25 protein-coding genes are annotated in these 23,798 nt (G+C 70.6%); 12 read left to right on the plus strand and 13 right to left on the minus strand.

Going from position 1 to position 23,798, the window contains the following annotated elements; translation table 11 throughout:
• Positions 1-66: 66 nt before the first annotated feature.
• From C9F13_RS16285 to C9F13_RS16295, 3 genes are all read left to right on the plus strand, one after another.
• Positions 67-1,323 carry a dicarboxylate/amino acid:cation symporter gene (locus C9F13_RS16285; protein WP_108447299.1) on the plus strand — a complete coding sequence of 419 codons (1,257 nt, stop codon included), beginning with the start codon at positions 67-69 and terminating at the stop codon, positions 1,321-1,323.
• Positions 1,324-1,515: 192 nt separating this feature from the next.
• Positions 1,516-2,613: a C45 family autoproteolytic acyltransferase/hydrolase gene (locus C9F13_RS16290; RefSeq protein WP_108447300.1), complete on the plus strand. Its 1,098-nt coding sequence runs from the start codon at positions 1,516-1,518 to the stop codon at positions 2,611-2,613.
• Between the two features lie 72 nt (positions 2,614-2,685).
• Complete coding sequence (locus C9F13_RS16295) at positions 2,686-3,054, plus strand: DUF6746 family protein (protein ID WP_108447301.1); 369 nt, start codon at positions 2,686-2,688, stop codon at positions 3,052-3,054.
• A 61-nt stretch (positions 3,055-3,115) separates the two neighbouring features.
• Here the strand turns inward: C9F13_RS16295 and C9F13_RS16300 are convergent, their stop codons facing one another.
• Positions 3,116-3,721 (minus strand): DUF4202 domain-containing protein, encoded by a 606-nt coding sequence (locus C9F13_RS16300; protein ID WP_108447302.1) that lies wholly within the window; start codon positions 3,719-3,721, stop codon positions 3,116-3,118.
• A 467-nt stretch (positions 3,722-4,188) separates the two neighbouring features.
• Between C9F13_RS16300 and C9F13_RS16305 the strand changes: the two genes are divergently transcribed.
• Positions 4,189-5,751 carry an alkaline phosphatase D family protein gene (locus C9F13_RS16305; protein ID WP_245888815.1) on the plus strand — a complete coding sequence of 521 codons (1,563 nt, stop codon included), beginning with the start codon at positions 4,189-4,191 and terminating at the stop codon, positions 5,749-5,751.
• 147 nt (positions 5,752-5,898) lie between these two features.
• Positions 5,899-6,618, plus strand: a complete 720-nt coding sequence (gene arsH, locus C9F13_RS16310; RefSeq protein WP_108447304.1) for an arsenical resistance protein ArsH — start codon at positions 5,899-5,901, stop codon at positions 6,616-6,618.
• 12 nt (positions 6,619-6,630) lie between these two features.
• Here arsH and C9F13_RS16315 read toward each other — a convergent pair whose 3' ends face one another.
• From C9F13_RS16315 to C9F13_RS16350, 8 genes are all read right to left on the minus strand, one after another.
• A complete protein-coding gene (locus C9F13_RS16315) occupies positions 6,631-7,704 on the minus strand; it encodes an endonuclease (protein WP_108447305.1) in 1,074 nt (357 codons plus the stop codon).
• A gap of 96 nt (positions 7,705-7,800) precedes the next feature.
• Entirely contained in the window at positions 7,801-8,262 is a 462-nt protein-coding gene (locus C9F13_RS16320) for a DUF3592 domain-containing protein (RefSeq protein WP_108447306.1), read from the minus strand.
• Between the two features lie 104 nt (positions 8,263-8,366).
• Positions 8,367-9,815 carry a cytochrome D1 domain-containing protein gene (locus C9F13_RS16325; RefSeq protein WP_211310991.1) on the minus strand — a complete coding sequence of 483 codons (1,449 nt, stop codon included), beginning with the start codon at positions 9,813-9,815 and terminating at the stop codon, positions 8,367-8,369.
• A 67-nt stretch (positions 9,816-9,882) separates the two neighbouring features.
• Complete coding sequence (locus C9F13_RS16330; RefSeq protein ID WP_108447307.1) at positions 9,883-10,290, minus strand: DUF7282 domain-containing protein; 408 nt, start codon at positions 10,288-10,290, stop codon at positions 9,883-9,885.
• Positions 10,291-10,358: 68 nt separating this feature from the next.
• A complete protein-coding gene (locus C9F13_RS16335; RefSeq protein WP_170121160.1) occupies positions 10,359-11,162 on the minus strand; it encodes an anti-sigma factor family protein in 804 nt (267 codons plus the stop codon).
• Entirely contained in the window at positions 11,155-11,751 is a 597-nt protein-coding gene (locus tag C9F13_RS16340; RefSeq protein ID WP_108447309.1) for an RNA polymerase sigma factor, read from the minus strand. The genes C9F13_RS16335 and C9F13_RS16340 overlap by 8 nt, the downstream gene beginning before the upstream one ends.
• Before the next feature lie 194 nt (positions 11,752-11,945).
• Complete coding sequence (locus tag C9F13_RS16345) at positions 11,946-14,228, minus strand: CehA/McbA family metallohydrolase (RefSeq protein WP_108447310.1); 2,283 nt, start codon at positions 14,226-14,228, stop codon at positions 11,946-11,948.
• A 247-nt stretch (positions 14,229-14,475) separates the two neighbouring features.
• Positions 14,476-14,901: a phasin family protein gene (locus C9F13_RS16350; protein WP_108447311.1), complete on the minus strand. Its 426-nt coding sequence runs from the start codon at positions 14,899-14,901 to the stop codon at positions 14,476-14,478.
• A gap of 272 nt (positions 14,902-15,173) precedes the next feature.
• Between C9F13_RS16350 and fabI the strand changes: the two genes are divergently transcribed.
• From fabI to C9F13_RS16365, 3 genes are read left to right on the plus strand one after another with little or no spacing between them, the layout of a single operon-like run.
• Positions 15,174-15,947 (plus strand): enoyl-ACP reductase FabI, encoded by a 774-nt coding sequence (gene fabI / locus C9F13_RS16355; RefSeq protein WP_108447312.1) that lies wholly within the window; start codon positions 15,174-15,176, stop codon positions 15,945-15,947.
• Positions 15,948-15,999: 52 nt separating this feature from the next.
• Entirely contained in the window at positions 16,000-17,427 is a 1,428-nt protein-coding gene (locus tag C9F13_RS16360) for a bifunctional enoyl-CoA hydratase/phosphate acetyltransferase (protein ID WP_108447313.1), read from the plus strand.
• Position 17,428: 1 nt separating this feature from the next.
• On the plus strand, positions 17,429-18,643 hold the full coding sequence (locus C9F13_RS16365) for an acetate/propionate family kinase (RefSeq protein WP_108447314.1): 1,215 nt from the start codon (positions 17,429-17,431) through the stop codon (positions 18,641-18,643).
• Positions 18,644-18,920: 277 nt separating this feature from the next.
• Here C9F13_RS16365 and C9F13_RS17560 read toward each other — a convergent pair whose 3' ends face one another.
• The 4 genes from C9F13_RS17560 to C9F13_RS16380 form a co-directional block, all read right to left on the minus strand.
• A complete protein-coding gene (locus C9F13_RS17560; protein ID WP_157955218.1) occupies positions 18,921-19,097 on the minus strand; it encodes a hypothetical protein in 177 nt (58 codons plus the stop codon).
• Positions 19,098-19,116: 19 nt separating this feature from the next.
• Positions 19,117-19,458 carry a YbjQ family protein gene (locus C9F13_RS16370; protein ID WP_245888816.1) on the minus strand — a complete coding sequence of 114 codons (342 nt, stop codon included), beginning with the start codon at positions 19,456-19,458 and terminating at the stop codon, positions 19,117-19,119.
• 159 nt (positions 19,459-19,617) lie between these two features.
• A complete protein-coding gene (locus C9F13_RS16375) occupies positions 19,618-20,163 on the minus strand; it encodes an outer membrane beta-barrel protein (RefSeq protein WP_108447316.1) in 546 nt (181 codons plus the stop codon).
• 96 nt (positions 20,164-20,259) lie between these two features.
• On the minus strand, positions 20,260-20,736 hold the full coding sequence (locus tag C9F13_RS16380; RefSeq protein WP_108447317.1) for a TspO/MBR family protein: 477 nt from the start codon (positions 20,734-20,736) through the stop codon (positions 20,260-20,262).
• Between the two features lie 208 nt (positions 20,737-20,944).
• Between C9F13_RS16380 and C9F13_RS17600 the strand changes: the two genes are divergently transcribed.
• Genes C9F13_RS17600 through C9F13_RS16395 form a run of 4 tightly spaced genes read left to right on the plus strand, consistent with a single transcriptional unit; the run spans position 20,945 to position 23,719 of the window.
• A complete protein-coding gene (locus C9F13_RS17600) occupies positions 20,945-21,094 on the plus strand; it encodes a hypothetical protein (protein WP_166462127.1) in 150 nt (49 codons plus the stop codon).
• Positions 21,094-21,828: a metal ABC transporter ATP-binding protein gene (locus C9F13_RS16385; RefSeq protein ID WP_108447318.1), complete on the plus strand. Its 735-nt coding sequence runs from the start codon at positions 21,094-21,096 to the stop codon at positions 21,826-21,828. Before C9F13_RS17600 ends, C9F13_RS16385 begins: the two co-directional genes overlap by 1 nt.
• The gene (locus tag C9F13_RS16390) at positions 21,812-22,702 is read left to right on the plus strand and encodes a metal ABC transporter permease (RefSeq protein ID WP_108447319.1); all 891 of its coding nucleotides are present in this window, start codon (positions 21,812-21,814) and stop codon (positions 22,700-22,702) included. Before C9F13_RS16385 ends, C9F13_RS16390 begins: the two co-directional genes overlap by 17 nt.
• Positions 22,703-22,726: 24 nt before the next feature.
• Positions 22,727-23,719, plus strand: coding sequence for a metal ABC transporter solute-binding protein, Zn/Mn family (locus tag C9F13_RS16395; RefSeq protein ID WP_108447320.1), 993 nt, complete (start codon positions 22,727-22,729; stop codon positions 23,717-23,719).
• Positions 23,720-23,798: the final 79 nt, after the last annotated feature.

The raw sequence follows: 23,798 nt of genomic DNA on the forward strand, positions 1-23,798 counted from the left end.
TGTAGAATCGCCCACCTTAACTGACAATCACCACATAAAAGCTGTTTTGCAGAAAGGAGTCCCGACGTGACCAGTCCTTCGACGACCGCCTCCACCAGCGTGTGGCGGCGCATCCCCCTGTGGCAGAAGATCCTCGCCGGCCTGGCCCTCGGCATCCTCGCCGGCGCGCTGATGGGCGAGGACGCCAGCATCTTCAAGCCCATCGGTGACGTCTTCATCAGCGCCATCAAGATGCTGATCGTGCCGCTGGTCTTCTCCACCCTGGTGGTGGGCATCACGGCGATGCGCGACCCGCAGAAGATGGGCCGCATCGGCATTCGCACCATCGGGCTCTACCTGATCACCACCGCCTTCGCCATCGCCATCGGCCTGCTCGCCTCGCTGATCTTCCAGCCCGGCGTGGGCCTGGAGATGAGCTTCGAGTCCGGCGTCGAGGCCAAGGCCGCCCCGAGTCTGGTGGAGATCCTGGTCGGCCTGGTGCCCCAGAACCCCATCGACGCGCTGGCCAACGGCAACATCCTGCAGATCATCGTCTTCGCCATCGGGCTTGGTATCTCGCTGACCCTGATCGGCGAGAAAGGCGAGCCGGTGGTGCGCGTCTTCGAGAGCTTCGCCGAGGCGATGTACAAGCTGACCAGCTTCGTCATGGCCCTCGCCCCGTTCGGCGTGTTCGGCCTGATCGCCCACGTCTCGGGCAGCTACGGCCTCGAGGTGCTGCTGCCGCTGGCCAAGGTGATCGGCGTGGCGTACCTCGCCAGCGTGCTCCACGTGCTGATCGTCTACACCGGGCTGCTGACGCTGCTCGGCCGCCTCAACCCGGTGCGCTACCTGCAGGGCATCCTCGACGCCCTGGTGGTCGCCTACTCCTCGGCCTCCTCCTCCGGCACCCTGCCGGTCTCGCTGCGCTGCGCCCAGAAGAACCTCGGCGTCTCCGAGGGCGTGGCCGGCTTCGTGCTGCCGGTGGGCGCCACCATCAACATGGATGGCACGGCCATCTACCAGGGCGTGGTGGCGGTGTTCATCGCCCAGCTGCTGGGCGTCGAGCTCAGCATGATGGACTACGGCATGATCATCGTGACTGGCACCCTGGCCTCCATCGGCACCGCCGGCGTGCCCGGCGCGGGCCTGGTGATGCTCTCCATCGTCATGGCCCAGATCGGCCTGCCGCTGGAGGCGATCGCGGTGATCGCCGGCATCGACCGCATCCTCGACATGGCCCGCACCAGCGTCAACGTGGCCGGCGACCTGATGGTCACCACCCTGGTCGGCAAGAGCGAGGGCGAGCTCGACGAGGCCGTCTACAACGCCCCCCGCAAGAGCTGATCCCCACGGCGCCGGCCTCGCCCGGCGCCGCACCGTCCGGCGGCGCGCCCCGTGCCGCCATGAGGCGCGGCTCGCCCCGAGCCGCGCCTGGTCGAACGACCTCCCGCCCGCGCCTGCGACGTCCCCGAGCCTGTCGGCTCTCGCCGAGTGCTACAGTGATCCTGTCGAAGTACTGCGAGTCGCGAGGTCACCATGCATATCACTCCCCTGACCGGCAGCCGGGCCGAGATCGGCGAGGCCCACGGTCGCGCCCATGGCGAGCGGATCACCCAGAGCCTCGCGGTCTATGACCGGCTCTTCCAGGACTTCGTGGGCCTCGACTGGGCCCAGGCGCGCCGCGTGGCCGAGCGCTTTTTGCCGATGATCGAGCGCGGCTTTCCGGCGATCCTCGAGGAGATGGCGGGCATCGCCCGGGGGGCGGGCCTCGATTTCGCCGACATCCTGACCCTCAACTGCCGAAGCGAGATCTCGCTGACCCAGGCCAGCGGCGGCTGCTCGGCCTTCGCCCTGAAGCGCGACGCCACCCAGTGGCTGGCCCAGAACTGGGACTGGCGCAGCGATCAGCTGCACAACGTGGTGGCGCTGGAGATCGACGGCGACGACGCCCCGACGCTGTTCAGCATCGGCGAGGCCGGTATGGTGGCCAAGATCGGCATGAATGAGCACGGCCTCGGCGTCTGCCTCAACGCCATCCGCTCGCAGACCTGCGGCGAGGGGCTGCCCATCCACGTCGCCCTGCGCAAGATTCTGGAGTGCCGCGACCTGGACGACGCCGTGGCGGTGGCGTGCCGCGACCGGGTCTGCTCGCCGGCGCACTTCCTCGTCGCCCAGGGCGACGGCCGGGCGCTGGGCCTCGAGGTGCACCCGGGCGAGCCCGGCGTCCTCTCCCCGCAGAACGGCGTGGTGACCCACACCAACCACCTCTATGCCGGCGGCGGCGCCGAGGGCGTCGAGGACTTCCCGCGGGTCGACTCCCGCCCCCGCCTGGCGCGGCTGGATGCCCTGCTGGAGGAGGCGCTGCCGGCACGGGGGGAGATCGGCGAGGGAGAGCTCTTCGCGCTGCTCGCCGATCATCACGGCGCGCCGCTCTCGATCTGTCGCCACTTCAATCCCGACCAGCCCGCCGAGGAGCGCATGGAGACGCTCTTCGCGGTGGTCATGGACCTGACCCGCCGGCGCCTCACCCTGCGCCACGGCAAGCCCTGCGAGAGCGACGAGAGCCTGACGGTGCAGTTCGGCGACGCGCCCGGCGTTGACCCGGATCAAGGGCGGCGGGACGACAAACGATAATGATTGTCAACCGCAAGGGGCGGTGATAGCGTAGCGGTGCGATATATTCTCATTTGCACCAAGGATCCCCGCATGAAGAACCTGCTTCTCACAGCCCTCTGCACCGGCCTGCTCGCCACCACCGCCCACGCCGAGGGGCCGGACCACTTCGCGGGCGAGCCCTCGCGCACCCTCGAGGAGGCGATCGCCCACCTCGGCGACACCAACGCGCGGCTGAGCGAACTGCTGGCCAAGGACGAGCTGAGCAACCGCGACCTGGGCACCGTCCACGAGCTCACCTACACCCTGGAGAACGCCCTGGCCCGCCTCGATGCCGAGATCGACGGCATGGCCGCCTCCCTCGAGGAGGTGCACCTGGGCTCGGAGCGGGTCGACCGCGAGCGCGTACGCCTCAACGGTATGGCCTACCTCAACGCCGCGCGGCCGCTGACGGAGGACTGAGGGCCTGCCACGCCCCTGGCCTGCGGCCGCCGGCTCGGCAGCCGGAAGGCCGCACCGGCACTCAGCCGGCCAGGGCTTCCTCCACCAGCGCGCGGGCCTCGGCGGTCATCGGCAGCTCGAGGGCCAGCGCATGGGCACTCGGCGACATCTTCCGCCAGGTCTTCTGCACGATGCGAATCAGGTGATCGTGGTCGACCTGCCGGGAGAAGTCGCCGAAGTAGTGCTCCAGGAACACCAGGCAGGCGCAGTCCTCCACCGCCTGCACCCCCGCATCACGCCCCAGCCCCTGCTTGCGGATCATCGCCGCCACCCGCTCGGCCGCGTCGGCGTCGTAGCCCGCCTCGATCATCAGCGCCGCGGTGGTCTCGCCGGCCCGCCGCCCCTGGTCGCGACGCCAGGTGAGATAGCCCACGCGCCCCTCGGGGTAGTCGCCCCGCGGCACCTGCCAGCGCTGCAGGTGCTGGCCGCGCACCGCCAGGCGCACCAGCTCGTCCGGCGCCGCCTCGAGCCGCTCCAGCCAGGCGCTCATCCTTCCGGCGTGCCACAGTTCCTGGGGCACCGACTCCCCGGCCACCGTCACGCGGCGGGGGTCCTCGGCGTGCAGGGCATCCAGGGCGGCGAGGGTCGCCGCGAACGGGGAAGGGTCGCGAGGGGATTCGACGGGCATGGGCGCACTCCTTGATCGGGTAGGGTCGAGGCGGTCACGGCGAAGGCCGTCGCCGCGCGACCAGCATACCGGGCCGCCCGGCCTCGGGCCCAGCCCCGCCCGGCGCGTCACGCGCGCATAAAAAAAGCCCCCCGAAGGGGGCCAGTGGGAGCACGCCAGCTCACTCGTTGCATCGCCACTCCGATGGCGATCCTGACCTGCAGATTGCGAAAAGCGCGCCAACATAAAAAAACCACTTCATTAACAATGGTCTGGCAAAAAATGGCACGTTACGCCGCCGCACCGCACCGCCCGCTCTCTTCGCACCTGCACCATGGCGGGACCGCACGCCCGCCCGCTGCCCCATCGCGGCCCATCGCTCGTGCCGTCTCGACGGATCATCGCGATGTCACGCGCTCGACAAGCCGCTGTCATGGAAAGCGCCGATCCTGCGTCTGCCACTCGCCCCACCGTTCATCCCTGATCCCGTGCAGGAGTCCCCGAAGAAGATCTCGCGTCGCGATGCCATGAAGCTCGGCCTCAAGGGAGGCGCCGCCCTCGGCGCCTGCCTGGCCGCCCCGTCCATCGTGCTGGCCCAGGGCCGGCGCCCCACGCTGCCCTACGGCGTGATGAGCGGCGACATGCTCGCGGACCGCGCCATGCTCTGGGCCCGCGCCGATCGCCCCGCGCGCCTGCTGGTGGAGCTCGCCGACAACCCCGAGTTTCGCGGCGCCCGCCAGCTCCGGGGCCCCGAGGTGCTGCCCGCCACCGACCTCACCGCCAAGCTCGACGTGACGGGCCTCGGCGACATGGACACCGCCTTCTACCGGATGCGCTTCGCCGCCCTGGACGACCATCGCGCCATCAGCGAGCCGGTCACCGGCCGGCTGCGCCTGCCGCCGACCACCCGCCGCGACGTGCGCTTCGTGTGGTCCGGCGATACCGCTGGCCAGGGCTGGGGCATCGACGAGTCCCGCGGCGGTATGACCACCTACGCCGCCATGCAGCGCCAGCGTCCCGACTTCTTCATCCACTCCGGCGACACCGTCTATGCCGACGGTCCCATGGAGGAGCGCGTGACGCTCGCCAACGGCGAGACCTGGCGCAACCTGGTCACTCCCGAGAAGCGCAAGGTCGCCGAGACCCTGGAGGAGTTCCGCGGCCAGCACGCCTACAACCTGATGGACGCCAACGTGCGGCGCTTCAACGCCGAGGTGCCGATGCTCGCCCAGTGGGACGACCACGAGACCGTGAACAACTGGTACCCGGGCGAACTCCTCGACGATCCCCGCTACACCGAGAAGAACGTCGACCTGCTGTCGGCCCGCGCCCGCCGCGCCTTCCTCGAGTACATGCCGCTGCGCCAGATGCCCGACGCCCCGGGGCGGATCCACCGGCGCTTCGCCTACGGCCCCGGCCTCGAGGTCTTCATGCTCGACATGCGCAGCCACCGCGCCGCCAACAGCCGCAACCGCCAGGCCGGCGGCGAGGCCGCGACCTTCCTCGGCCAGGACCAGCTGCGCTGGCTGCTCGACGGCCTGCGCCGCTCCACCGCCACCTGGAAGGTCATCGCCGCCGACATGCCCATCGGGTTGATGGTGCGCGACGGCGAGCACTTCGAGGCGGTCGCCAACGGCCACGGCGGCGAACCCCTGGGGCGCGAGTTGGAGATCGCCGACCTGCTGCGCGCCATCCGCGACGAGGCGATCCACAACGTGGTGTGGCTGACCGCCGACGTGCACTACACCGCGGCCCACCACTACGCCCCCGAGCGCGCCGGCTTCAAGGAGTTCGCCCCCTTCTGGGAGTTCGTCAGCGGCCCGCTGCACGCCGGCACCTTCGGCCCCGGCGAGCTGGACGCCACCTTCGGCCCCGAGGTGGTCTACCAGAAGGCGCCGCCGGCCGGGCAGTCCAACCTGCCGCCCTCCGACGGCTACCAGTTCTTCGGCCAGGTCGACCTGGACGGCGAGAGCGAAACCCTGACCGTCACCCTGATGGACGCGGCGGGCAGCGCCCTGCACACCCAGGTGCTGACGCCCGAGCGCGCCTGATCGCGAGCGGTACCGTCGCCGCCTCCTTGAGCATCGCCGGGCCCCGCGCCCGGCGATGTCCCGGCCCTGGAGTCTGTCGGGAGGCGTTGCTTATATATGGAGTGGCAGATATGTTGGGGCGATCTTCCCTTTCAGGCCCTTCGCTCCATGTCTTCGCTGCACGACCTGCCGAATATTGACCGCCCGCTGTTTCGCGTCCCCGACCCCGAGGCCTTTGCCGCGCACGACGCGCCCGGGTATCCGCCCCGCATCCTGCTGCTCTACGGCTCGCTGCGTGAGCGCAGCTTCAGCCGCCTGGCGGTGGAGGAGGCCGCGCGGCTGCTGCGCGCCATGGGCGCCGAGCCCCGGATCTTCGACCCGCGCGGCCTGCCGCTGCCCGACGCCGAGGAGCCCGGCCATCCCAAGGTCGCCGAGCTCAGGGAGCTGGCCGCCTGGGCCGAGGGCATGGTGTGGTGCTCGCCGGAGCGCCACGGGGCGATGACCGGCATCATGAAGGCGCAGATCGACTGGATCCCGCTCGCGCTGGGCGCGGTGCGTCCCACCCAGGGCAAGACGCTGGCCGTGATGCAGGTCTGCGGCGGCTCCCAGTCCTTCAACAGCGTCAACCAGCTGCGCGTGCTGGGGCGCTGGATGCGCATGCTGACCATCCCGAACCAGTCCTCGGTGCCCAAGGCCTACCTGGAGTTCGACGAGCACGACCGCATGCGCCCCTCGCCCTACTACGACCGCATCGTCGACGTGATGGAGGAGCTGGTGAAGTTCACCTGGCTGGTGCGCGGCCGCACCGACGCCCTCGTCGACCGCTACTCCGAGCGCAAGGAGAGCGCCGAGGCGCTCTCCGCGCGGGTCAACCAGCGGGCGATCTGAGCGCCGCGGGGCTCAGCCGCGATCGCCGCAGAGCAGGCCGCTCTGGCGGATCTCGCCCAGGCGCCCCTCGCCGATGCCGCCGATCCGGGTGAGCTCGGCGGCCTCCCGCCACGGCCGGCCTTCGATGATCTCCGCGGCCCGTGCCGGCCCCACGTGGGGCAGCGCGGCGAGCCGCGTCGCGTCGCTGGCGTTGAGATCGATGCAGCTCGCGCCCGAGCCGCCGACCGACGCGCCGGCCAGCAGATCGCCCCCGGCCGCCGGGGTGGGCGCGAGGCGGGCGCCGTTCAGGGCCAGGTAGACCGGTGCATGGTCCGAGACCCGCTCCCGGGCGGCCTCATGCTCCAGGGGCAGCAGGGCCGGAAAGCGCAGGATGCCCCGCTCGCCCGGCGCCAGCCGCTCGGCCTCGTACCAGAGGTTGTCGTAGAGGCTCGCGTATTCGCCCGCCGTGGTCGCGAGGGTCGTGTGCCCCTCGGTGATCGCCGGCACCGCGCCCTCGGCACGCAGCGCTTCCCAGCCCGGGTGCTCCGGCGCCAGATTGAAGTCGCCCGCCAGCAGCCGGGGCGTGCCGGGCGCGATCTCGCCGAGCCACCGCCAGTAGTCGGCCAGCGCCGCGATCTCCGGCAGGCGGTCGCCCACGCCGTCGCCGTAGACCACGTGGACCGTCGCCAGGGTGAAGCGATCGCCGCTCGCCAGGTCGCGAAAGCGCGCCGAGTAGGGCTCCCGCGCGAAGACGTCGCCGTGATCGATGAACACCACGGCCCCGTCCTCGTAGGCCACCTCGCTCTCCCGCCACAGGAAGCCGTAGTGCTCCTCGTAGCTACTCCGCCCCAGGGCATGGCTCGCCATCGACGACCAGGCCTCGCCCGAGCGTGCCTCGAGCTCACGCTCCAGCGCGCCCAGCGCCGCCGGGTCCATCAGCTCCTGCACCGCCAAGAGGTCGAAGTGGTTGGCCACGTGGGCCACCTGGGGAAGGGCCTTGTCGTTGTTCCAGCCGAGGTGTTCGATGTTCCAGCTGCCGACGAGCACGTCGGCCGAGGCGTGAAGGGGGGCGAGGGCCAGCAGCCCCGCCAGCAGATAACGCGACATGCCATCTCCAGGCAAAAGGCCGCTATCCTGGCGGCCTTTGGCAGGAAGATCAATGTGTTATGTAAGGAAGGAGGCTCCGGAGGAGCCGGCCGGGCCTCAGCGCCCCGCGACCCACAGCGCGGCGGCGGCCACGCCCAGCAGGAAGATCGCCAGGCCGAGGCGCCGGGTCGGCAGGCGCGCCGCGCCGATCAGGGCGCGGGCGGGCTCGGCCGGGTCGTGGCGAATGGTCAGCGTACGGCCGGGCGGGTAGTCGGCCAGGTACGCCTCGGCCGCCTCGCGACTGGGGAAGGTGGGCGCGCCGTCGAAGCGGCCGTTGTCGGAGGCGACCTCACGGCCGTCGACCCGATAGGCGATCCGCACCCGCGCCAGGTAGCGGTGCGCCTGGTCGGGGCTCTCGCGGTTCTGCACCGGCGAGCCGAGTTCCTCGAGCGCGGTGTCGGTCACCCGGGCCGTCGCCTCGGGCCAGCGGCTGGCGCTGCGCCGCCGCCAGGCGACGCGGGCCGAGATGACGGCACCGGCCAGGGCGGCGACGGCGATCAGCAGGGGAAGCATGGACATGGGGCGGCTCCTGTCACCGGGGGAGCCGCCATCATGGCCGCCGGCGGCGCCGTTGCAAAGGCGCCGAGCGTCGCCTCTTCCCCCTCATGCCACCGGCCGGAGGCTCAAGGATTGCCCGGCACGGCGATCCAGAACGGGAAGGCGCCCGCGACCGGCTCGCGCCGCACCACCGTCATGGTCTCGGTATCGATCACCGCGATGGCATCATCGCCGGTCAGGGTGGCGTAGAGGTGGCGCCCGTCGCGGCTGGCGCGCACCCCGTGGGGGCCGGTGCCAACCTCGACCGTCGCGGCGACCTCCAGGGTCTGGGCGTCGATCAGGGTCACCACGGAATCGGCGATCGCCCCGGTGGCCACGTAGCGCCCGCCGGGCAGCACATCGATGCCGCCGTGGCCGTTGCCGACGGCGAAGGTCTCGAGCACGCGGCGCTGCTCGAGGTCGAGCACCGCCGCCTGGCCGACGAAGTCACGGATCCACAGCCGCCGGCCATCCGCGCTGAGATCGAGATTGTGCGGCGTCTCCAGGCCCGGGGTGAGGATCTCGTCGACCTTCTCGAGGGTCTCCATGTCGATCACCGCGATGGCGCCGCCGCCCTGCAGGGTCACGAAGGCCCGCGCGCCGTCGGCGGAGAAGACGGCGTTGTGCGGCCCGGCGCCGACGGAGAGCCGCTCGACCAGCTCGCCGGCGGCCAGGTCGATCACCGCCACCACGCCCTGCTTCTGGGCCATGGCGAGCCCCAGGCGCCCGTCGGGCGAGATCTTCACCCCCTGGGCCACTTCGCCGATGGGCAGCGTGGCGAGGCGCTCGCCGCTGCGGGTATCGAGCAGGTAGACGTCGCCGGTCTTGAAGCCCGAGACCAGCAGCCGCGTGCCGTCGGGGCTCAGGGCATCGTAGTGGGCACCGGGCACGCCCGGCCACGCCTGCCCGCCGGGCAGTGCCTGGACGGCATCGCTGTTCTGGACCGCCACGTAGGCCGGCGCGGAGAACGCCGCCTCGCGGGCGAGGGTCTCCCCGGCCTCGGTCGGCGCCTGGTCCGCCGCGTCCGGAGTCGACTCGCCGAGGCCCGCGAGCCCCTGGCGCAGCCGATGGACGTCGCGCCCGTTAAGCGCCGGGTCGCGCAGCGCGGCGATCTCCTCGGCGGTGTAGGGGCGGAAGCCCTCGGGCGCGGAATCGATCTCGGTGAGCAGGTAGTTGAGCACCTCGGCGATCTGCGCCTCGCCCAGCGCCTCGCCCCAGGCCGGCATGTTGCCGTCGTAGGTCTCGCCGTCGACGACGATCGGCCCGGTCAGGCCGTGGAGCAGTACCCGGGCCAGGTAGTCGCGCCCGTCGATCTCGTCGCCCTCGGCGGCGTACAGCTCGCCGACGTGGTCACGGTGGGGCGGGAAGGCGCCGCTCACGCCCTCGCCGTTCGGCAGGTGGCAGGCGGCGCAGTGGTCGGCATAGAGCCGCGCCCCGGGGGCGTCCGGCTGGGCGGCGGCCAGGGGGACGGTCAGCGCGCCGGCCGCGCCGAGCAGGCCGGCCGCCGTCCAGGACAGCATCTGGGATTTCATCATGGGGATCTCTCGCATCGGTTTCGCATCGGGCAACGGGGCCCTGACGGCCCGCGGCCCGGCCGGGGGACTACTGCACCGCCACCGGGCGCACCACCGGCTTGCCGTCGACGACCAGCGGCGGATCGACCTCCACCGAGCCGGGGCCGAAGGCGTACTCGCCGGGCGTACCGGTGTCGCGGTGGAGCATCACGTAGAGCCGCTCGCCGGCGGCCACCTCACGCGCCAGCGACACCTCGACGGCCGCGTGATCGCCAGCGGCCACGGCGACATGGCCGATCGAGGCCGGCGCCACGATCTTGCCCGCGTCGTCGCTGGCGTGGACCACCACGAAGCCATCCTCGGCGACGCTCACGCCGGCCACCGTGACGCGGCTGCCGGGGGCCTGCTCGAGTACTTCCAGGGACGGTGCGGCGAGCGCGCTCGCGGCCAGGCCGAGGGTCAGGGTCATGACCGTCAGGGAGTGGCGAATCCTCATCGTGAAAGCTCCTTTATAGGGATTGTTGGAACGGGGGCCGGAAGCCCCTCTTGCCGGTGCGGCGCCCGCTAGAGGCGGAGCCGCTCCAGCCTCTCGGTGGGCAGCTCGCCCACCAGCAGCGAGCCGGCGTTGTCGCCCGGCCAGCCCACCACCGCGTGGTCGCCCAGCCGGGCGACGTAGCGCCCCTCGCGGGCGACCGCGTCGCGCACGCTCGCCCGATTGAAGAACAGCGGTCCGCTGACCACGTACTGGACCACGGTGTGCGACTCGACCCGGTAGGCCAGCGCGGCCGCCGGCTGCCCCTGCAGCGCGGTGGGCCAGGCGCCGAGGAACTCCACGCCGGGCCCCTCGAGGCGCTCGATCGGCAGCGCCAGGGTGCGCGCCAGCACGGCGGTGTCCCGGGAGGCCTGGGGCGGCAGCGCGCCGCTCACCCGCTGACGGAAGTCCGCCACGGCGTCGCGCACCATCGGCACGCCCTGGCGCGCCTCCCAGCTCGGCCCGCCCAGCACCACCGCCAGCACGCAGGCCTGGACCGCCGCGACGCCCCAGCCCAGCCAGGCCCACAGGGGGCGGGAGGCCGCGCGGCGAGGCGCGGGCGAGAGCAGCCGCTGCTTCAGGCGCCGCTCGACGGCCTCGGCCGATGCCGCCCGGGCGGTCGCCTCGGGGGCGGGGTCGGTCGCCTCGCCGAGCCGTTCCAGGCGCCGGCTCACGGCCTGCTGGCGCGCCAGCTCGCGCCGGCACGACTCGCACCCCGCCAGGTGCTGTGCCATGACGCGGCGCTCGTCGGGGGAGAGCTCGTCGTCCAGGTAGGGCGCCACCCGCTCCAGCCAGGCGGCGTGGGCCTCGTGGGCCCGAGGATCGTGATCACTCATGGTGGCGTGCCTCCTTCTCGCCGGGTGCATCGAGCCCCTCGGCCGCCTCCGGCGCCTCGACCAGCAGCGCGGCGAGCAGGCGCCGGCCGCGGGCCAGCCGGCTGGTCACGGTGCCCAGCGGCAGCTCCAGGGTCTCGGCGATCTCGCGATAGCGGTAGCCCATCAGGTCGTGGAGCTCGACGACGATGGCAAAGTCGTCCGGCAGGCGGCGCAGCAGCGCCGCGACCCGGCCGTCGGACTGGGCCGCCACGGCCTGCTCGAAGGGTCCCGGCGCCTCGCCGGCAATGGCCTCCCAGTGCGCCTCCTCGATGTCGGTGATCGGCAGCAGCGCCTGGCGGCGCGCCCGGGTGCGGCGATGGTCGGCGATCTGGCGCAGCAGGATGCGCACCAGCCAGGGCCGCGACGCCTCGGCCGAGCGCAGCCCCTCGAGCTTCTCCCAGGCCGTGAGGCAGCTCTCCTGCACCAGGTCCTCGGCCAGCGCCGCGTGCCCCGTGCGCTGCAGGGCGATGTGCACGAGATGCGCCACGTGGGGCTGCACCAGGCGCCGGTAGCGCCTCTCCCGCGACGAAAAATGGCCCAGAAACCGCATCCCGCTTGCTCCCGATCGAGTTGTTCTTCCCTTAAAGACGGCACGAGGCGACGACCTTATTCCCGGCCACGCCAAAAAAACTCGCGACTGGGGAAGCGCCTGGCGTCCCGCGCCCCGCCGACCATGGTGCCCTCTGGCCACGAAAAAGGCCGCCCCCGAGGGGGCGGCCTTGTCATGCGAGCGACCGGAAGCGGTCAGTCCTCGAGGGCCGAGGTGTAGAGCGTCGTCGTCTCGCGCGTCACCCACAGCGGGTTGCTCCAGGCGGTCTCGCCATCCTGGTCGTCGACCTCGAGGGCGACCCAGCCCTCGACCGCCTCGTCCAGGGTCAGCGCGAGGCGCGCCTCTCGGCCGTCCAGGGCGACGGTCTCCAGCACCTCACCGCCGCTGCCGATCAGCCGGGCCTCCTTCAAGCCGTCGACGGCCGTGACATCGACCTTCCAGGTGAAGGCCTCCCCCTCGGGCAGGCGCAGGTCATCGCCGAACAGGCCGTTGCGCGGATGCAGCAGCGGCCCCTGGGTGGCGTAGCCGTGGCCGTCCTTGAGAGCCCGGGCAAAGGCGCGCGGGGTCAGCTCACCCGGCACCTTGGCCATCATGCGGATGCGGCCGGTCAGGTCGTTCCAGGCGTCGTGGGTATCGGTGCCCGCGGTGAAGTAGATGCGGCGGCCGGCGTCCCAGAAGTTGTGGGCCGTCTGGCGCGTCGGGACGTTGTCGACTTCCGCGTTGAGCTCCAGCAGGTCGAAGCCGGTGGCGAAGCCGCCCGGCACGCTGTCGTTGGCGAGGTTGCGCAGGTAGCCGTAGTCGTTGAACGGGTGGTTGAGGGGAATCACTTCGGCGTTGAGGCGACGGGCGTCCGCCAGGATCGCCTGGACGCTGTCGGTGCCCGGGTCCACCTGCATCTCGCCGGCGATGTCGATGGGGAAGGGGTTCATGTGCCCCCAGGACGCCGACACCTCGATGGAGGGGATGAAGGGCACGCCGCGCTGCCCGGAGAGCGCCTGGAAGCGTTCATGGTTGGCCGTGGAGTCGTGGTCACTGATGAACGTCAGGTCGAGGTCGGTAGCCAGCTGCGCCCGCACGACCGTCTCGGGCGGGGTGGTGCCCTCGAGGACGTTGGCGTGGTGATGCAGGTCGGCCCCGTACCAGGCGTCATTGTTGGGCTCGGCCAGCCGCTCGATCTCGACGGTCTCCTGCACGGTCTCGCCAGAGGCCAGGGTCACCGAGAGCTCCTGCTGCTCGGCGGTGAAGCCGGCGCCGGCATCGACGCTCAGGCGGTAGACGCCGGGCGCCAGGGCGAGCTGTGCCTGGCCCGCCGGGGCCAGCTCGGTGAAGAAGGTCTGCTTGCCGAGGAACTCGACGGGCGGCTGCTGCCCCTCGAGGATCACCAGCCGCGCGTCGCGGGGCGCCCCGGTGCTGGCATCGCGCACGTCGAGACGGAGCGTGCCCGGTCCCGCCAGCCCGGCGAAGTCGAGCGTCTGCTCGCCGCCCTCGGTGACCGTCAGCGCGACAGGCTCGCTGTTGGCGTGGCCCTGGGCCGTGGCGTAGGCGCGGTACTCGCCCGCCGGCAGGGACATCTCGAAGCGGCCCTCCTCGGCCAGCGTCCAGGCGTAGGGGTGGCCCGCCTTCTCGATCATCACCAGGCCGTCCTGCGGGGCCTCGCCGCCGACGTTGCGCAGGGTGCCCGTGATCTGGCCGACCGGCTCACCGTGGCGCTCGGCCGCGAAGGCCACCACCGGCGCCAGGTCGCCCTGGGGCACCACCTGCAGCGAACCGTTGAAGGTGCGCGACTCGCCGGGCGCCAGGTCGTGCTCCAGGTACATGTCCTGGCCGTCATAGTTGATGCGGTCGAAGTAGGGGGCGTGGAGCGCGAAGGCCCAGTCGCGATCGTAGGCGACCATGCGATCGGTCAGCGCCGCGTCAGCCACGGTCTCCTTGGCATCGCCGAGCCCCGGGACGCCGAACAGGAAGCCGGTATCCGGCCACAGGGTGTGGCCCGAACGAATGCCCGAAAGCGGCGTGTCGCCGGCGTTTTCCAGCTCGGTCGCAAGATCGATGCGGTCACTGCCCGCCTCGAGGGTATAGGTCGTGGTGACCCAGGCCTCGCCCCAGTTACGGCGAATCCGCACCACCGCCCGCTCCGGCGAGTCCTCGACGATCTCCACCTCCTTGCCGTCGTTGGGCCAGGCGGACCAGTTGTTGGGGATGAAGTCGGCGAAGGCGATGCGGTCGAGGTCGATCTTGCCGTCCTTGACGGCGGCCAGGTCGACCAGGGTGCCGCGGGGCACGCCCCAGGGCGGCGCGGATTCCACGGCGAGGGAGAAGGCCAGCCGCTCGTTGGCGATGGTCAGGTCCTCGCTCGCGAGGGCCTCCCCGTCGGGAATCGCCGTGGCGCCACGGGTGATGCTGACATCGGCGTGAGACGCCGCCGTGGCACCGGCCAGCAGGCCGGCCAGCAGTAGTCGTTCGAGTCGCTTGGTCATTGAAGCGCTCCCTTGCAGGGTATGTCGTTATTGGTAGGTAACGTTTCTATCCTCCTTTATTTTGATTGACCATTCAAACAACAACCATGAGGCGACCAGGCGCAGGCGGGGCTCCTCCCAACGGCGGGGAACGGCTGACATGGGGTCTGTCCGGTTAGCCCGTCACCAAACCAAAAAGGCCGTCGATCCATGATCGACGGCCTTTGGGATGCTTTCCTCATCCCGGCCCGCAGGCCGGGTTAAAGGCTTACTTGGCAGCCTTGGGTGCGGCTTCCTTGACGGCCTTGCTGGCGGTCTCGGTGGCCTGCTCGACGCTTTCCTGGGCCTGCTTGACGCTGCCCTCGGTCAGCTTCTGGCTCTCCTGGGCGAACTCCTGCTGGAGAGCCACCGCCTTCTCGGCATCGCCCTTCAGGCGCTCGGTCAGCTGCTTGGCGACGTCCTGCTGGCCTTCCAGGTAGCTCTTGAAGCCTTCGGCGTCCTTGACCTCTACCAGCTTGCGCAGCTGCGCCAGGTTGGTGTCAGCATAGGTCTTGGTGGCATCGAGCTGAGCATTGACCATCTTCTCGGTGAAGTCGACGGACAGGGCGGCGAAGGCACGCGCCGGGGCGAAGAACATGGACTCGAACTGAGCGGTGTCGAATTGCTTGGTGTCGAAAGCGAAAACGTTGGTCATGATGGGAACCTCCAGGGTTCTGAGTGCCATGGAACGGGCGATCCCCGTTCTGATGCCTTGCATCATAGCAGGCGCTTTTGTGCAGTGCAACATAACCCCTTCGCGTCGCCGAGTGCCCGTGCGCAGAGGCCTGGCATTGGCCAGCCTGCTGGAAAAAACGCCTGATCGCCTGGATATGCGTCGATCATGGCCCCTTAATTCACCTCAAGGTACTGCAGCGGCCACCCCCCTGGGCTAGCCTGTGCTGCAACGCAATAAACCGTGGAGCCGCTATGACGAACCCTTTCTCTCTGGAGGGCAAGGTCGGCATCGTGACCGGCCTGGCCAACCAGGACAGTATCGCCTTCGGCTGTGCCCAGGCCCTGCACGAAGCCGGCGCCGATATGCTGGTGACCTATGCCAGCCCCAAGGCCGAGCGCTTCGTCACCCCGCTCAGTGCCGAGATGGGCCATCCCGAACTGCGGCTCTGCGATGTGCGGGACGACGACCAGCTGGACGAACTTTTCGACCGGGCGCATCAGCGCTGGGGGCATCTGGACTTCGTGGTGCACTCGATCGCCTTTGCGCCGCTGGATGACCTGCATGGCCGTGTAGTGGACTGCTCGCGAGACGGTTTCACGCTGGCGATGGATGTCTCCTGCCACTCCTTCCTGCGCATGGCGAAACGCGCCGAGGCGCTGATGCCGCATGGCGGCACCCTGGTGTGCATGTCCTACTACGGCGCCGAGCGGGTAGTGGACAACTACAACCTGATGGGGCCGGTGAAGGCCGCCCTGGAATCCGCCACCCGTTACCTGGCCGCCGAGCTTGGACCCAAGGGCATCCGCGTGCACGCCGTCTCCCCAGGGCCGATCCGCACCCGCGCGGCCTCCGGCCTCAAGGATTTCGAGGCCCTGGCCCGGGAGAGCGAAGCCCATGCGCCACTGCGGCGCCTGGCGACGGTGCGCGACGTGGGCAATGCGGTCGTCTACCTGGCCTCCCCAGCCGGCGCCGCGACCACCGGCTCACTGCACTATGTCGATGCCGGCGACCACATCCGCTACTGAGCCCCATATCGCCACCGAAGCCCCTGGCGAAGCGAACGACAAGGAGAGAACAATGAGCGCGACAAGCGACGATGGCTTTATCGAGAACCGCACCTTCGACGAGATCAAGATCGGCGACCAGGCGTGTCTCGAAAAGCGCCTGACCATGGAAGATATCAAGCTTTTCGCGATCATGTCCGGCGACGTCAACCCGGCCCATGTCGACGACGACTTCGCCCGCAGCACACGCTTCCAGGAGGTGATTGCCCATGGCATGTGGGGTGGCGCGCTGATCTCCACGGTGCTCGGCACCCAGTTGCCCGGGCCCGGCACCATCTACATGGGGCAGACCCTGAGCTTTCACGCCCCGGTCAACCTCGGCGACGTGCTCAAGGTGTGCGTCCGGGTCACGGCGAGGGACGAGGCGAAGAAGCAGCTCGACCTGGAATGCCGCTGTGAGAACCAGAAGGGCAAGGTCGTCATTGAAGGCCAGGCCCATGTGCTCGCCCCGACCGAGAAGATTCGGCGGCCGCGCACCGCCATGCCCGAGGTGCGCCTGGCCGAGCGAGGCCGCCTGCATGAGATCCTCAGCGCCGCCGACCACCCCGAGCCCATCGTCATGGCCGTGGTCCACCCGGTCGATCGCGAATCGCTGCTGGGTGCCGTGGCCGCCGCCGAACATGGGCTCATCGTGCCCTTGCTGGTGGGGCCCGCTGGCAAGATACAGGCTGCCGCCGATGCCGCCGAGGTCGATATCCGTGACTTCGAGGTGATAGACACCCCTCACAGTCACGCCGCGGCAGAAAGGGCCGTGGCCCTGGTACGCGAAGGTCGCGCCGCCTCGCTGATGAAGGGAGCCCTGCACACCGACGAGCTGATGCGCGAAGTGTTCAAGCGCGAGAGCGGCCTGCGCACCGAACGCTGCATCAGCCATGTGATGGCGTTCGACGTGCCCACCTACCCCCGCCCGCTGTTCATCACCGACGCCGCCATCAACATCTACCCCACTCTCGCTCACAAGCGCGACATCGTGCAGAACGTCATCGAGCTGGCCCAGGCGCTGGGCATCGCCGACCCCAAGGTGGCGATACTCTCGGCGGTGGAAACCATCAACCCCAAGATCACCTCTACCCTGGACGCCGCCGCGCTGTGCAAGATGGCCGAACGCGGCCAGATCACCGGCGGCACCCTGGACGGCCCCCTGGCCTTCGACAACGCCGTCTCCGAGGCCGCCGCCGAGGCCAAGCACATCGTCTCGCCGGTGGCCGGCAAGGCCGATATCCTGGTCGCCCCGGACCTCGAGGCCGCCAACATGCTGATGAAACAGCTCACCTACCTCGCCGACGCCACCGGTGCCGGCATCGTGCTGGGTGCCAGGGTGCCGATCGTGCTGACCAGCCGCGCCGACGAAGCCATCACGCGCATGGCCTCCTGCGCCCTGGCACTGCTGCTGGCCGACTACCAGCAGCGCCAGGGCGCCGCGCAACAACAGGAGCGCTGACATGGGCGACATTCTGGTCATCAACAGCGGCTCGTCGAGTCTCAAGTTCGCCCTGTTTACCGCGCCCGACGCGGACGATCACGATCTCGACAGCCTTGCGCTGCGTTATCAAGGCAAGCTCACCGGGCTCGGCAAGGGGCAGGCCGCCTCCGCCGCTCGCCTGGAAGACGCCGAGGGCCAGCCGGTACAGGCCGGCGCCTTCAGCGACCTGCCCCCCGCACTGGATCATCAGGGTGCATTGGTGCGGCTGCTCGACTGGATCGATGAGCGTCCCGATCTCGACGACCTCGCCGTGGTCGGCCATCGCGTGGTGCACGGCGGACGCCACTTCCATGCACCGGTGGTGCTCGACACGGCGATCATCGATGAACTGCAGACCCTCGAGCCCCTGGCCCCGCTGCATCAGCCCTACGGCCTCGAGCCAATCAGGCGCCTGGCCGAGCGGCTTCCCGGCATCACTCAGATCGCCTGCTTCGATACCGCCTTTCACACCACCCAGCCGGCAGTGGCCCGGCATTTCGCCCTGCCTCGCGAACTGACCGCCAGGGGCCTGATTCGCTACGGCTTTCATGGGCTCTCCTACGACTACATCAATCGCATGCTGCCGCGTCACTTGAACGGCCAGCCCACAGGGCGAGTGGTGGTCGCCCACCTGGGCAACGGCGCCAGCCTCTGCGCCATTCAGGACGGCCAGAGCGTGGGCTCGACCATGGGCTTCACCGCGCTCGAAGGCCTGCCCATGGGCACCCGCTGCGGCAGCCTGGACCCCGGTCTGGTGCTGTACCTGCTCGGCGAGGAGGGCATGAGCGTCGACGAGGTGAGTGACCTGCTCTACTCAGGCTCCGGCCTGCTCGGCGTTTCCGGCATCAGCGGCGACATGCGCGCGCTGCTGGAGAGCGACGCCGTCGAGGCCCAGGAAGCAATCGACCTCTTCGTATATCGCATCGTCCGCGAAATCGGCAGCCTCGCCGCCGCCATGGGCGGGCTGGATCATCTGGTGTTCACGGCGGGCATCGGCGAGAGGGCGGCTCCGGTGCGCCGAGCCATCGGCCAGGGGTGCGCCTGGCTCGGCGTTGACCTGGACGAGGATGCCAATCGTCGCGATGCGGCCTGCATTTCGCGCACCGACAGCCAAGTCGGTGCCTGGGTCATCCACACCGATGAGGAACGCATGATCGCCTGGCACGCCAGCAGCCTGATGGCGGCACCCGCATGAAGGGGCGCGAGGGCGGCGTGACAGCGGCCCCTGGGCCGCGTAGCCATGCCCATCTTCGAGGGTGCGGCGAAGATGTGCGGGGTCAGCTCGCCTGGCACGCTGCCGTTGGCCGGGTTAGCCGCGAAACCCGGACAGTCATCGATCTCAGGAAGAAGCCGGGCCAGGGCAGTCATGGGATCTCTTCCGCCGCACCCCGAGCTGAGCCATCCAAAGCCGGACAGTGTGCAGACACTCGGCCAACGATGCCCTGCCCAAGGCCGCTTGGCCCGCCGCGGGGTTAGCGCCGCCAGCAGGCCGCTTCCCGGCACCCGGGGCGCACGCGGGCCAGCCACCGAACCCCTCGGCGAAGCCCGCGCCAGGCACCGCGGAACACCTTGGCAAAGAAGGCGGCGCGTAGCTGGGCGTTGCGCTGCTCCAGTTCACGCATCTTCGGGTCGGGGTTGTGGAAGGCCATCGGCTGCTCCGCGACCGGCTCAGGCCCGGCTGACCTTCACCGCCGTCCCCGTCGCCACCAGGAACAGCATCGACTTGCCGCCGCCGGAGATCTCGCTGTAGTCGAGGTCGATGCCGATCACGGCGTTGGCGCCCATCGACGCCGCCTCGCGACGCAGCTCGTCCAGGCAGGCGACCCGGGCCTCGCGCAGCGCGTCCTGGGAGGACCTGTTGCGCCCGCCGAAGAAGTCGCGGAAGCCGGCGAACATGTCCTTGAGGACGTTCATGCCGAACACACACTCAGCGGAGACGATGTCGAGGTGATCGGTGACGCGGTAGCCCTCGAGGTGCGAGGAGGTGGTGAGGATCACGCGCTCGGTCATGTGAGGACACTCCCTGTGGTGGCGGACACGCTGGGCGGCGTGGCGCCGATCAAGGCGCGACGACCGCTCCCTCATCATGCGCGGGGGACAAGCGGCCGGGCAAGGGAGAGGGAGTCGCCGCCTCGCCGCGGGAGGACAGTGGCGAAGCGGCGACGAGCCTCAGAAGGTGTAGATCACCCCGGCGGTGACCAGGTCCAGATCGCCGATCTCGTCGGCGTCGATGCGCTCGTACTCGAGTCGCCCGGTCAGGCCGAACAGCCCCAGGCGCGCGCCCACCCCGTAGACCGGATCGGTGCCGGAGCGATCGCCGATCCCGTGGCCGCGACGCTCGGCATCCCAGTCGGCCATGCCGGCCTTGGCGTAGAGGCCCAGCGGCCCGAAGCTCAGCCCGGCCAGCCCCATGGCCTGGACGCTCTCGACCTCGAGTGTCGCCGAGCGGCCGCCCACCTCGCCATCGAGCTTGCCGGTGTTGACGTAACTCAGCTCGGCGCCGAGGTCGAGGAACGGCAGCCAGCCGAAGTGGTAGCCGCCGGTCAGCTTCCAGTGGTTCGCCTCGTCGTCGAAGGCGCCGTCGCCGTGGGTCTCGCCGGCCCCGGCGCCGACGTAGAAGCCGGTGCCGGCCGCCATGGCGGGCGCGGCGCCGAGCGCGAGCCCCGCGGCCAGGCCGGCGGCGAGCAGGGAGCGGGAGAGGAACGTCCGTGGCATGTGATCACTCCTGTGAGTCTTTCAGGGAGCGGGGAGTGTACGCGAGCCAGGGGCGCCACCCCAGCCCGCGAGCCCGCCCCGCGCTAAGAGCCAAGATCACACCTGGCCGTTGAGCCACCAGGTCGCGGCATTGAGGTAGGCGGCGAAGCTTACCCAGGCCAGGTAGGGCACCAGCAGCCAGGCGGCGGCGGGTGACACCCGGGCGAAGCGGCGCAGGGTCAGCACGATCAGCCCCCACAGCAGCAGCAGGTCGAGCAGCGCCAGACCCATCCCGTGCAGGCCGAAGAAGAGGATCGACCAGAGCGCGTTGGCGACGAGCTGGGCCAGGAAGGGCCAGAGCGTGAACCAGCGCGCCGCGGGCGGGGCGGCCAGGGTGGCCCGCCAGGCGGCCAGCGCCATCAGCAGGTAGAGCGTGCTCCAGGCCAGGGGGAAGGCGAGGTCGGGCGGCGTGAGCGGCGGCTTGGCCAGCTCGGCGTACCAGTCGCCGGGCGGGGTGGCGATGCCGGTCAGGGCGGCCAGCGCCACCAGCGCCAGCCAGCCTGCCAGCACCAGGGCGGAACGCGTCGCGGTCATGATCACTCCCTGTCATGGTGAAATCGACATCCTATGCGGTGAAGGCCCCGCCGTCGAAGCGTCTGCACGGGGAGAGGAGCGCCTGGCTCCCCCCTTGCCGGCGGCGCCCCGGGGCTCCGACGGCGCGTGACGGGAAGGCGCTCGGGCAGTGGCCCGGGCGGGTATTGTTATGTTATAACTTTCGCCGCATTCCCGGAGGCGCTCCCCCATGGCACACCGACACCACCGGCACCGCCCCGAAGGGCCCTGCCACTTCTCGCTGATGTCGCTCTCCGCGGCGCGCCGGCTGCTGCTGGCCGCCGCGCCGCTGGCCGCCTTGTGGCTGGCGGTCTCCTGGGCCGCGGGGTGGTGGTCCTGATGGCACGCCTGCAACTGCACGACCTACAGCTGGCCCGCGGCGGCCAGACGGTCCTCGAGCATCTCGACGGGCGCTTCATGGACGGCGCCGTCACCGCGCTGATCGGCGCCAACGGCGCCGGCAAGAGCACCCTGATCTCGGCGATCATGGGCATGCTCGAGCCGGTCGCCGGGCGGGTCGCGTGCACGGTGCCCCGAGAGCGTCGCGCCTGGCTGCCCCAGCAGCTGGCGCTGGACCTGACCTTCCCGATGAGCGTGGAAGAGCTGATCATGACCGGCACCTGGCCGAGCCACGGCGCCCTGAAGGGCTACTGCGGCCCCCACTACCGCCGCGGCCGCGAGATCATGGCCAAGCTCGGCATCTCGCACCTGGCGCACCGTCCGCTGGGCGCGCTCTCCGGCGGCCAGCGCCAGCGCGCGCTGTTCGGCCGCACCCTGATGCAGGAGGCCGAGCTGCTGCTGCTCGACGAGCCCTTCGCCAACGTCGACATCGAGACGGTGGAGGTGCTGATGGAGGTGCTGCGCGACATGGCCCGCCAGGGCGCCACCATCCTGGTGGTGCTCCACGACATGGAGCAGCTCGCCCGCCTGGCCGACGACGTGCTGCTGCTGTCCGGCGGCCACGGCCGCTGGGTGCGTCCCGACACCCTGCTCGACCACCACAGCGGCCTGGCGCCCCGGGCGCCGCGCCTGCCCCTGACCTTCCCGGAGACCTCCCGTGCTGGCACTGCTTGACGCCTGGCTGCTCGCCCCCTTCGACTACGGCTTCATGCAGCGCGCCCTGGTGGCCGGGCTGGCGCTGTCGCTGGCCGCCCCGCCGCTGGGCGTCTTCCTGATGCTACGCGGCATGAGCCTGATCGGCGACGCCATGGCCCACGCCATCCTGCCCGGCGTGGCGCTGGGCTTCCTGGCCGCCGGCTTCTCGCTGCCGATGATGAGCCTCGGCGGCATCCTCTCGGGACTCTTGATCGCGGTACTCGCCGGCAGCGTCTCGCAGATGACCGGCCACAAGGAGGACTCGGCCATGGCCAGCTTCTTCCTCATCTCGCTGGCCGCGGGGGTGATGCTGGTGTCGCTGGGCGGCAGCAGCGTGGACCTCACCCACGTGCTGTTCGGCTCGATCCTCGCCGTCGACTCCACCGCCCTGATCCTGATCGCCGGCATCAGCAGCCTGATCGTGATCACCCTGGCGGTGATCTTCCGCGCTCTGGTGGTGGAGTGCCTCGACCCGCTCTTCCTGCGCGGCCAGGGGGTGCGCGGCGGCCTCGTCCACGGCACCTTCCTCGGCCTGGTGGTGCTCAACCTCACCGCCGGCTTCCAGACCCTGGGCACCCTGATGGCCGTGGGCCTGATGATGCTGCCCGCCACCACGGCGCGCTTCTGGAGCCAGCGCCTGGAGGGGCTGATCGCCATCGCCATCGGCGTGGCCCTCGTGGCCAGCACCGGCGGCCTGCTGCTCTCCTACCACCTGAGCCTGCCCTCGGGCCCCGCGATCATCCTGCTGGCCGGCCTCGGCTACGTGCTCTCCGCGCTGCTCGGCCGCCACCACAGCCTCGCCGCCCGCCGGCGCCGCCATGCCATGCCGCTGGGCGCCCCCGAACCCCACTGACGTCCCCGAAGAAGGAAGCCCACCATGCACCTCTCCCGCCCCCTCGCCCTGCTCACAGGGGCCGCCGCCCTGCTGGCCCTGCCCGCCCTGGCCGCCGAGCGCGTCCAGGTGGTCACCAGCTTCAGCATCCTCGCCGACATGATCGAGAACGTCGGCGGCGAGCACGTCGAGGTGACGGCGCTGGTCGGGCCGGACAGCGACGCCCACGTCTACTCGCCCCGCCCCACCGACGCCCGCCGGCTCGCCGAGGCGGACCTGGTGGTCTTCAACGGCCTGCAGTTCGAGGGCTGGATGGAGCGGCTGATCGACGCCGGCGACTTCGATGGCCCGCTGGTGGTGGCCACCGACGGCCTCGAGGCGCACCTCGAGGCCGCCGAGGACGACGGGCATGACGCCCACGCCAGCCACGACGACGAGGCGCCCGGCGACGAGCACGATCACGGCCCCCTCGATCCCCACGCCTGGCAGGACCTGGGCCTGGGCGGGGTCTACGTCGGCAACATCCGCGACGGCCTGATCGCCGCCGACCCGGCCCACGCCGACGCCTACCGCGCCAACGCCGAGCGCTACCTGGCGGCCATCGACGAGGCCGACGCCGAGCTCCACGCGCTGCTCGACGAGATCCCCGCCGACACCAGCGTGATCACCGGCCATGACTCCTTCGGCCACTTCGCCCGCGCCTACGACCTGCACTTCCTCTCGCCCCAGGGGCTCTCCACCGCCGGCGAGCCGAGCGCGGCCAACATGGCACGGCTGATCGACGTGATCCGCGAGCAGAACGTCCGCGCGCTGTTCCACGAGAACATGACCAGCCCCGCCATGATCGACCAGCTGGCCGAGGAGACCGACCTGCCGGTGGCCGGCACCCTCTACGCAGACGCCCTGGCGAGCGAGGGCGAGGCCGGCAGCTGGCTCGGCATGCTGCGCCACAACGCCCGGGTGCTCCACGACGCCCTGGCCGAACCGGGCCATGAAGAGCCGGGCCATGATGCGGACGGCGACGCTCACGACCACTGAGCCCCCGCATACGGCACGCACACGGGCGCCCTCTTCGGAGGGCGCCCGTTTTGTGTAACATCGAGCCAACGCCCCTCGC

The sequence above is a fragment of the Halomonas denitrificans genome (genome assembly GCF_003056305.1).
Classification (GTDB): Bacteria; Pseudomonadota; Gammaproteobacteria; order Pseudomonadales; family Halomonadaceae; genus Halomonas; species Halomonas denitrificans.